This is a genomic window from Micromonospora sp. M61 (genome assembly GCF_018070245.1).
Classification (GTDB): domain Bacteria; phylum Actinomycetota; class Actinomycetes; order Mycobacteriales; family Micromonosporaceae; genus Micromonospora; species Micromonospora zamorensis.
Genome location: NZ_JAGPYA010000195.1, coordinates 1 through 306 on the forward strand (window position 1 = coordinate 1; position 306 = coordinate 306).

General features: G+C 69.9%; 1 pseudogene. It reads right to left on the reverse strand.

The features are described from left to right. Window positions 1-173 precede the first annotated feature (173 nt). Window positions 174-306 (reverse strand): annotated as a pseudogene (locus tag KBX34_RS33300) (zinc metalloprotease); the annotation flags it as partial.

The following is a 306-nucleotide window of genomic DNA, read 5'->3' on the forward strand; positions in this document are numbered from 1 at the left end:
GCAGGTGTGGCTCGACCCACTGGCCCCGGCCGCACCTTCAGCCGTACCGCAGGCTCGCCCGGCCCGCCGCAGCCGCAACGTCCAGTGTTCGGCCGCCTGACCTGGTCCTGGGGAGAAAGCGACCGGTGCCGGCCCCGTCGTGACGGGGCCGGCACCGGTCGTACGCAGGGAAGTTATGCCGACCGGTACGCGTTCCACGCGGTCAGCATCCGGCTGGCCTGCCCGGGGGTGAACTGGTACATGCACGAGTCGTAGGTGTAGTCCATGAAGTTGGTGATCGGGTCCAGCCCGGTCGCCGAGCAGGTG